Origin of the sequence: Phytobacter massiliensis JC163, from assembly GCF_000321045.1 — a bacterium.
GTDB lineage: Bacteria > Pseudomonadota > Gammaproteobacteria > Enterobacterales > Enterobacteriaceae > Phytobacter_A > Phytobacter_A massiliensis.
The window spans coordinates 461,288-470,222 of record NZ_HE578945.1; the positions used below are offsets into that span (position 1 = coordinate 461,288).

Annotated in this window: 8 protein-coding genes and 1 pseudogene; 3 read left to right on the plus strand and 6 right to left on the minus strand. The window is 57.5% G+C overall.

The window, feature by feature from the left end; translation table 11 throughout:
• The 3 genes and pseudogenes from ENTHG_RS02390 to ENTHG_RS02400 all read left to right on the plus strand — a co-directional run.
• Nucleotides 1–215 (plus strand): annotated as a pseudogene (locus ENTHG_RS02390) (TRAP transporter substrate-binding protein); the annotation flags it as partial.
• Between the two features lie 47 nt (nt 216–262).
• Nucleotides 263–745 (plus strand): TRAP transporter small permease, encoded by a 483-nt coding sequence (locus ENTHG_RS02395; protein ID WP_044173090.1) that lies wholly within the window; start codon nt 263–265, stop codon nt 743–745.
• Nucleotides 746–756: 11 nt separating this feature from the next.
• Complete coding sequence (locus tag ENTHG_RS02400) at nt 757–2,064, plus strand: TRAP transporter large permease (RefSeq protein WP_044173092.1); 1,308 nt, start codon at nt 757–759, stop codon at nt 2,062–2,064.
• 93 nt (nt 2,065–2,157) lie between these two features.
• Here the strand turns inward: ENTHG_RS02400 and yegS are convergent, their stop codons facing one another.
• The 6 genes from yegS to mdtD all read right to left on the minus strand — a co-directional run.
• Entirely contained in the window at nt 2,158–3,057 is a 900-nt protein-coding gene (yegS, locus tag ENTHG_RS02405) for a lipid kinase YegS (RefSeq protein ID WP_044173094.1), read from the minus strand.
• A 277-nt stretch (nt 3,058–3,334) separates the two neighbouring features.
• A complete protein-coding gene (gene trhP, locus ENTHG_RS02410; protein ID WP_044173096.1) occupies nt 3,335–4,696 on the minus strand; it encodes a prephenate-dependent tRNA uridine(34) hydroxylase TrhP in 1,362 nt (453 codons plus the stop codon).
• 114 nt (nt 4,697–4,810) lie between these two features.
• Nucleotides 4,811–5,524 carry a tetratricopeptide repeat protein gene (locus ENTHG_RS02415; protein WP_044173098.1) on the minus strand — a complete coding sequence of 238 codons (714 nt, stop codon included), beginning with the start codon at nt 5,522–5,524 and terminating at the stop codon, nt 4,811–4,813.
• 122 nt (nt 5,525–5,646) lie between these two features.
• Complete coding sequence (gene baeR, locus ENTHG_RS02420; RefSeq protein WP_044173100.1) at nt 5,647–6,369, minus strand: envelope stress response regulator BaeR; 723 nt, start codon at nt 6,367–6,369, stop codon at nt 5,647–5,649.
• Complete coding sequence (baeS, locus tag ENTHG_RS02425) at nt 6,366–7,808, minus strand: envelope stress sensor histidine kinase BaeS (protein ID WP_044173102.1); 1,443 nt, start codon at nt 7,806–7,808, stop codon at nt 6,366–6,368. The genes baeR and baeS overlap by 4 nt, the downstream gene beginning before the upstream one ends.
• On the minus strand, nt 7,805–8,935 hold a 1,131-nt coding region (mdtD, locus tag ENTHG_RS02430; protein WP_071825791.1), incomplete at its 5' end, for a multidrug transporter subunit MdtD. The genes baeS and mdtD, both read right to left, overlap by 4 nt.

Here is an 8,935-nt window from a genome sequence, read left to right on the forward strand (position 1 = left end):
GCAGAAAGACCGCGGACGAATCGATGCAGGAGATGAAAAATGTCATCTGGCCGGCGGCAGAAAAAGAGGCGATGGAAAAAATCAAAGCCATGAAGGCGCAGATTGTTGAAGTCGATAAAGCTGCGTTTCAGGAGCGCGTAAAACCGCTGTTTGAAGAGTTCCGCGCGAAGGATGCGCAGTCCGCACAGTACCTGGATGCTGTTGAGAAGATGTAACGCTTATGGGCGGTGCGCCGCGCCGCCCATGTTTACAGGATTAGAATATGAATACCATTACCCTTATTCTTAACAGAATACTGGCGGGTATCTGCTGCCTTATTCTTGCCATTATGGTCTGCTGCGTAACCTGGCAGGTTGTAGCCCGTTTTGTTTTTGATTCGCCAAGTAGCGTAATAGACGAATTCACACAGATTTTATTTATGTGGATGATCCTGATTGGCGGGGTTTATACCGCAGGGCTGAAAAAGCACCTGGCTATCGATCTGTTAGCGCAAAAGTTATCTCCGCGTAATTTACTGTGGATGGACAGCTTTATTCAGATTGTTATCGCCGTGTTCGCTATTTTGTTCATGCTGTACGGCGGGCAAATTGTGGTGGAAAAAGCCGCCCACGTGAGTCAGATTTCACCCGTATTAAAATGGCCGATGGATAAGGTCTATTGGGTAATGCCGGCATGCGGCGTCATTCTGATCTACTACACGCTGACGCATGTAGTTAACAATATTAAAGCCTGGCGATCCCAGTAACGGAGTAAAAAATGGAATTAGAGTACTGGTATCCAATTATCGTATTATTCGGCAGCTTTGCCATTATGCTGGCGGTAGGGATTCCTATTACCTTCTCGATTGGCCTGGCTTCGCTGCTGTCGATTGTCACTGCATTACCTTTTGACTCTGCCATCTCGGTGATTTCGCAAAAAATGACCGTGGGGCTGGATGGCTTTACATTGCTGGCAATCCCTTTCTTTGTGCTGGCGGGGAATATCATGAACACCGGCGGCATCGCCCGGCGACTGGTTAATCTTGCACAGGCGATGGTAGGACGCATGCCGGGTTCGCTGGCGCACTGTAACGTGCTGGCCAACTCGCTGTTTGGCGCTATCTCCGGTTCCGCGGTGGCCTCTGCGGCGGCGGTGGGCGGCATTATGGCGCCGCTGCAGGAAAAAGAGGGCTACGATCCGGCGTTTTCCGCGGCGGTTAACATCACCTCCGCGCCCATTGGCCTGATGATCCCCCCCAGCAACGTGCTGATTGTTTACTCGCTGGCAAGCGGCGGCACCTCCGTCGCGGCGCTGTTCCTCGGCGGCTATCTGCCGGGTATTTTAACCGCGGTTGCGCTGATGGCCGTGGCGGCAGTTTATGCGCGTCGTCACCATTATCCTGTGGCGCAACGGATTAATTTCCGTCAGTTCCTGCGGGTAACCTGGGACGCCATTCCCAGCCTGCTGCTTATTTTCATCATTATTGGCGGCATTATCGGCGGCGTCTTTACCCCGACGGAAGCGTCCGCCATTGCGGTGGTTTATAGCCTGCTGTTGGCCATACTGTACCGGGAAATATCGTTTCGTAACCTGCCTGCGGTACTGCTGGAATCGGTCGTGACCAGCTCTATTGTTCTGCTGCTGGTCGGCTGTTCGCTGGGCATGTCCTGGGCGATGACCAACGCCGATATTCCGGAACTGATCAACGAGATGATCACCTCGGTATCGGACAATAAATGGGTTGTGTTACTCATCATCAATATTATTTTATTGCTGGTGGGCACCTTTATGGATATCACCCCGGCCATTCTGATCTTCACGCCGATATTCCTGCCGATTGCCAACTCGCTCGGCATCGATCCGATTCATTTCGGCATCATTATGGTGTTTAACTTATCTATCGGGTTATGTACGCCGCCGGTAGGAACCATTCTGTTTGTTGGCTGCAGTATCGGCAAAACCAGCATTGATAAAGTGGTCAGGCCGCTGATGCCCATGTTCCTGGCGCTGTTTGCGGTAATGGCGATGATCTGTTACTTCCCGCAGCTAAGTCTGCTGCTGCCGACGCTGTTCGCGCCTTCCTGAGGCTGATGTCCCGAATGCTGTGGTTTTCCCCCTCTCCCTGCCAGGGAGAGGGCCGGGGTGAGGGGATCAGTCCGCACAATTTCCTTACCCGGCTCAGCGCAGCAGCGGGCAGTCCGGGGGAAGACGGCATTGCAGGGCGGCGGGCAGCACTTTAATGCTAAAGTGCTGCCCGCTTAGCGGTTCGCCGTCCAGATTGAACGTAATGTCATGCGGCGCGCTGACCTCAAACCAGGCCGATTTGCCGTCAACAACATGCGGATTATCATCCGGCTGGGTAAGCGTGGTGAAGAGGGCAGGCAGGATCTCGTCCCCGGTAAAAATACGCAGATGCAGCAGCCCATCGTTAATCAACGCCTCCGGGCAAAGTTGCTGCCCGCCGCCCGCCTGGCGACCGTTGCCAATCCCGATAACCAGCGCGTCCCCCTGCCAGTGAAAATTTTCCCCTTTGATTTCGCAGCGGTCAGGTTTGAGCGTGTCCATGCGCATCAGCCCGTGAATAACATACGAAACGCCGCCAAGGGCCGCTTTGAGTTTTTCCGGGGTTTCGGTGGTGATGCGGGTGCCAAAGCCGCCGGTCGCCATATTGATAAAGCAGGTCTCGCCATTCACTTCGGCGGTATCAACGGGCACCGCTTTGCCGACAATGGCAAGCTGGAGGGCTTTATCCAGGGTCTCAGGAATAGCGGCGCTGGTGGCAAAATCGTTCGCCGTACCCAGCGGCAGGATGCCAAGGGCCGGTTTAATCTCTCCGGCGCTCTTGACCAGGGCGGTGGCGACTTCGTTGATCGTGCCATCGCCGCCGCCCGCGATGACGGTTTCGACGCCCAGTTCAATGGCCTCGGCGACATAGCGCTCCGCATCGCCTTTTTCCCAGGTGACGCGAACCTGAATGTCCATGCCTTCATCACGCAGCAGGGTGATCGCTTCGCGCAGCGTGTCGTCGCCGGCGTTTTTGCCATTTAAAATCAGTAAGCTGGCAGGATAATTAGCCATCCGTTTATGCCTTGGTTATTTTTTTACACTATGGAAAGTGTATAGCAGAAAAGCAGCGAGAGCGTGATAATAGGAATTGCGCACCCACGGGCGGCCAGAGAGGATAAAAAAAATCAGCCTGCGTAAGGGAGATTACGCAGGCTAAGGAGGTGGTTCCTGGTACAGCTAGCATTTATGGGTTATGTTTTTCAGCAGGAAGAATAATACCCGTAACTAACGCAACGGTATGTGATCCGATTCTAAGATTCTTCCTCTTGCCAAAAATAACTTAGCCTGCTTACTTCCCGTGCGGATTACGCGTGCTCTGGCCAGTGAAATTACGCATCAGCAGGGCGTAGTCCAGCTGCATATCCTGCGGCACCGGCAGCCAGACGGTGTGTCCGTCACCCGGCGCGACGGTGATGGTTTCGCCTTTGCCGTTTTCCATATGTTCCAGGGTAAAGTTAACGTTGCCCTGCGGGGTCATCAGCTCCAGACTGTCGCCGGTGATAAATTTATTTTTGACCGCCACCGCCGCCAGTTCGCCTTTGCGCTCGCCGGTGAATTCGCCGACAAACTGCTGGCGTTCCGAGACCGAGTAGCCGTACTCATAATTCTGATAATCGTCATGGGTGTGGCGGCGCAGGAAGCCTTCGGTATAGCCGCGATGGGCCAGCCCTTCCAGCGTTTCCAGCAGCGAAGTATCAAACGGCTTACCGGCTGCGGCATCGTCAATCGCTTTACGGTAAACCTGCGCGGTGCGGGCGCAGTAGTAGAAGGACTTGGTGCGGCCTTCAATTTTCAGGGAGTGTACCCCCATCTGCGTCAGGCGCTCCACATGCGCGATGGCGCGCAGGTCTTTGGAGTTCATGATATAGGTGCCGTGTTCGTCTTCAAACGCGGTCATGTATTCACCGGGGCGCTGGGCCTCTTCAATCATGAATACTTTGTCCGTCGGCGCGCCGATGCCCAGCGTCGGCTCAACGGTCTGCACCGGAATCGGCTGCTGTTTATGCACGATGTTGCCGACATCATCCTCTTTGCCTTCCTGAACGTTGTACTCCCAGCGGCAGGCATTGGTGCAGGTGCCCTGGTTCGGGTCGCGCTTGTTGATATAGCCTGAGAGCAGGCAGCGGCCTGAATAGGCCATGCACAGCGCGCCGTGCACGAAAATTTCGATCTCCATATCCGGCACCTGGGCGCGGATTTCGGCGATTTCATCCAGCGACAGCTCGCGGGAGAGAATAACGCGGGTTAGCCCCATCTGCTGCCAGAACTTCACGGTTGCCCAGTTAACGGCGTTCGCCTGTACTGAAAGGTGAATATCCATCTGCGGGAAGTGCTCGCGCACCAGCATAATCAGGCCAGGGTCTGACATGATTAAGGCGTCCGGACCCATATCCACCACCGGCTGCAGGTCACGGATAAAGGTTTTCAGCTTGGCGTTGTGCGGCGCAATATTCACCACCACGTAGAATTTTTTGCCGAGCGCATGGGCTTCATCGATGCCCTTTTGCAGATTCTCGTGGTTGAATTCGTTATTGCGCACGCGCAGGGAGTAACGCGGCTGGCCCGCGTATACCGCGTCCGCACCATAGGCGAAGGCGTAACGCATATTTTTCAGCGTTCCCGCCGGGGAGAGAAGTTCCGGTTTAAACATGATGGTCTCGTTCTGATGACAGGTCAGATCCGCCTCGCAAGGCAAGGCGGCAGGGAGGATCCCTTACTTTAAGGGCGGGAATTGTAGCCTCTGCGGCGGGGAGAGTAAATCGCGTTATTCAACCCGCATATAGTGCCCGCTGGCGCTGACGTTATGCCCGAACCCGCACTGTTCGGGCTGGTCGGTTTGCAGATCCAGCCCGTTGGGGGCGACGGTAAGGCTGATATCGCAATGGATATAATCCGCTTCGCGCAGCGCGATAACGCCTTTGCCCTCTTTAAGCTGCACGGGCTCGCTGAATTCTCCCATGTTCGGCCCGCTCCATAGCCCCATCATGCCGAAGTAGTAGCCCTCAAAATCCGCTTTGTAGAAATTCGCGGTTTTTTCCGCTTTCAGGGTCAGGGTATTCCATGCGCCCATGCCGGCGTACTGCCAGTAAACCCCTGCGGGTGAGGCGGGGGCAGGCAGCGCCGCCAGCTTATCTTTAATCAGGCCGAGGTTATAAACTGATTTAGGATCGTCCGGCGCAATGCTCAGCCAGGCGCGGGCCCTGCGGTAGTCGCCCTGGCGAATCAGGGTCAGCGCGACGTTATTGTAAGCGGTAGCGAGAAACTTATCGTCAAGGCGGCAGGTTTCGCCCCAGGCAACCTGCAACTCGAAGGCATTCTGCGCTTTTGCATACTGGCGGGCTTTGTAGGCCGCTTCGCCCTGTTGAACATAGCCGGGAACTTTCGCGCATTCGGCAGCGAGTTCTTTATCGCTATCGTCGGCGTAAACAAGGCAGGGGAGAAGCGCGAGCGTGTACAGCGCCGGGCGCATAAATGACATAACGCAATCCTTATGAAGTTGCAGAGAGCAAATAAAAGAGTGGTGCAGGCTGTTTTTCCCGGATGCGGCTTATCGCCTTATCCGGGCTACAGGCCCCGGAATAGCGGATGCGGCGTAACGCGTTAATCCAGGCGGCAGGCGTCCGCTTCCCAGCGATATCCTACGCCATAAACGGCGCGAATAAAGGATTGTTCTTCATCCAGCGCTTCCAGCTTGCGGCGCAGGTTCTTGATATGGCTGTCGATCGTGCGGTCGGTCACGACGCGGTAGTCGTCGTAAAGGTTATTGAGCAGCTGTTCGCGGGAGAACACCTTACCCGGCTCGCTGGAGAGGGTTTTCAGCAGGCGGAATTCTGCGGGCGTCAGATCCAGCGGCTTTGCGCGCCAGCTTGCCTGGAACCGGCTTTCATCAACAATCAGCGGGCTCACCGCGTCCAGCGCCTGTATTTCGCGCTGGGGCTTGCAGCGGCGCAGAATGGTTTTCACCCGCGCCACCACTTCCCGTGGGCTATAGGGCTTGCAGATATAGTCATCCGCACCGATTTCCAGCCCCAGCAGGCGGTCGATCTCCTCGATCTTCGCCGTCACCATCACGATTGGCACATTGGAGAAACGGCGGATCTCCCGACACAGGGTCAATCCGTCGGTGCCCGGCAGCATCAAATCCAGCAGGATCAGATCCGGCGGCGTCTGGCGCACGTAGCCCAGCACCTGGTCGCCGTGGGCGATTAACGTCGGCGCGTAGCTCGCCGCCCGCAGGTAATCTATCAGCAGCTGGCCGAGTTTGGGTTCATCCTCCACGATCAAAATACGCGGGGTGTTCTCATCAATGGGTAACTCTGTCATAGGTGTCTCGTTGTATCCCTTTCCAGCGGTAGCTCTACTGTAATGCTTACCCCACCAAAAGGCGAATGCCCGGCACTGACCCGGCCGCCGTGCGCTTCGACAATATTCTGGCAGATGGCGAGGCCCAGCCCCGAGCCGCCGCTGGCGCGGTTGCGCGACCCTTCGGTGCGGTAAAAACGTTGAAATAATTTACTGAGCTGCGCGTCGGTAACGCCGGGCGCGGTATCGGCGAAACAGAGCGACAGCGTGGCGGCCTCCGTCTGCGCGCTGATGCGCAGTTCACCACCGCTGTCGGTGTAGCGCAGGCTGTTCTCCAGCAGATTATTGAAAAGCTGCATCAGCCGGTCACGATCGCCGAACACTACCGCCTGTTCCGGCAGAGCGAGGGTAATTTTCAGCGCGCGGCTGGCAAAGCGTTCACGAAACGCGCCCGCCGCCACCTCCAGCAGCGAGACGATATCAACCGGCGCTTTCTGATAGGCCAGCGCCCCCTCGTCGGACATCGAAAGCTGGTGGAGGTCGTCAACCAGCTTGGTCAGCGTCGCAACTTCCGCCTGCAGGGACGCGACCGACTCCGGCGTGAACTGGCGTACTCCGTCCTGAATTGCCTCTAACTCGCCGCGCAGCACCGCCAGCGGCGTGCGTAGCTCATGGGAGATATCGGCCATAAAGTCGCGGCGCATCTGCTGGTTTTTCTCCAGCGTGCTGGCGAGCTGGTTAAAGTCCTGCGCCAGCTTGCCAAGTTCGTCCTGGCTGCCGGGATTCACGCGGGTGGAAAAATCCCCCGCCGCCAGTTTATGGGTGCCTTCCACCAGCCGTTTCACCGGCGCCAGCAGGCCGCGGGCCATGGGTAAGGTCGCCAGCGCTGCCAGCAGGGTAGAGAGGGCGACAATCAGCCAGCTTGTTCGCCGCTGCTGGCGGTCAAAGTTGATATCGGTGTTGCGCGTCAGCCGCTCCACCGGCGAGGCGATAACCCAGCCGACATTCTGGCTATTGACCTTTACCGCCCGGCGGGTACCGTCCGGCGGCACCGGCGCGCGCGGGCCAACCAGCACATCCCCCGCGGCGTCCGTTACCCAGAACTGGGTGCGCCAGCCATGCGGCGGCATGCCGTTTCCCGGCCCCGGCGGCCCTGGGGGCGGCTGATGATTATCGTGGCCGTCGCTGTGCTCATTTTCACGCTCAAATGAGCGCAGGATCTGGAAAATAAACCGGTCGTTGTTGCGCAGAAAGCGCCAGTCGCCGTGCTGTGCATACTGCTCGCTTAAGGCGTCGCTCAGCATCTGCAACCGCTGCTCGTTACCGTGTTTGATGTAGTCGATAAAGCCGCGCTCGAAGCTCACGCGTACCGCCCAGTGCATGGTGATCAGCAGCACCATGCAGGTGGCGAAGATCGCCAGAAAGAGCTTGGCGGTGATGCCGGGTCGCCAGATTTTCATGAACGTCTCCTGTTGCGCCGGGCAATGACCACATTCTGACCGGCGTCATTCGGGACGCGGGCGAAGATAAACGCAGGCAGCGCGATAATCACCGCCATGCAGAGGTACGTGTAAAGGAAGACCTGATGCGCCATGCCGCTGTCCGTGGAGACATGGTGCTGACCAAACAGCCCAAGCAGCAGCCCGGCAACGCTAACGCCAATACTCATCGAGAGCTGCATAATCATCGACAGCAGGCTGTTGCCGCCGCTGGCCAGCTCGTCAGGCAGGTCTTTCAGCGTCAGGGTGTTCATGGATGAAAAGCGCATGGAGTTGATCATCCCCTGGGCAAACAGCACTACAGGCAGCAGGTAGTACCAGCCCGCCAGTGCGGTGGCCATAAACAACAGACTCACCGCCGCCAGCCCGAGCGTCGAGGCCACCAGCGTGCGGCGATAGCCAACGCGGTTTACCACCTGTACCACGATGCGCTTCATTCCCATACTGCCGATAACCATGGGGATCATCATCAGCCCGGCATGAAAAGGCGAAAAGCCAAGCCCTATCTGCAAGAAGACCGGCGTCATAAAGGGCAGCATGCCGCTGCCTACGCGCCCGGCGAAGCTGCCGAGCAGCCCCAGCGAGAAGCTGCGGGTGCGAAACAGACGCAGGTTGAACAGCGCCCGATCGTTGCCCCTGGCGTGAAGCAGGTAGACGAGAATCGCCAGCGCGCCGACGGCGATAAGCGCGGCCAGCATGAGCGGCGAAATGCCCAGCCCTTTTTGCCCGTCCAGCGCCAGGGTGAGCGTCGCCATACCGCAGGCCAGCAGAATAAAACCGAGAAGATCAAAACGGCGGGTTTGCAGCGTGTAGTTGGGCATCAGCATCAGCGTGGCGATAGCGCCAATAATCCCTACCGGCAGGTTAATCAAAAAGATCCAGTGCCAGGAGGCGTACTCTACCAGCAGGCCCCCCAGCGCCGGGCCGAGCAGCGGGCCGACCTGGCCGGGCAGGGTGACGAAGGTCATCGCCGCCATATACTGAGCGCGCGGGACAATTTTCATCACCGTTAACCGGCCCACCGGCACCATCATTGCCCCGCCCACCCCTTGCAGCACGCGGGCCATAACCAGCCCCTTCCAGGGTGT

Coding starts and splice junctions, on each gene's coding strand:
- ENTHG_RS02395 (WP_044173090.1), top strand. CDS start 263: ATGAATACCATTACCCTTATTCTTAACAGAATACTGGCGGGTATCTGC.
- ENTHG_RS02400 (WP_044173092.1), top strand. CDS start 757: ATGGAATTAGAGTACTGGTATCCAATTATCGTATTATTCGGCAGCTTT.
- yegS (WP_044173094.1), bottom strand. CDS start 3,057: ATGGCTAATTATCCTGCCAGCTTACTGATTTTAAATGGCAAAAACGCC.
- trhP (WP_044173096.1), bottom strand. CDS start 4,696: ATGTTTAAACCGGAACTTCTCTCCCCGGCGGGAACGCTGAAAAATATG.
- ENTHG_RS02415 (WP_044173098.1), bottom strand. CDS start 5,524: ATGTCATTTATGCGCCCGGCGCTGTACACGCTCGCGCTTCTCCCCTGC.
- baeR (WP_044173100.1), bottom strand. CDS start 6,369: ATGACAGAGTTACCCATTGATGAGAACACCCCGCGTATTTTGATCGTG.
- baeS (WP_044173102.1), bottom strand. CDS start 7,808: ATGAAAATCTGGCGACCCGGCATCACCGCCAAGCTCTTTCTGGCGATC.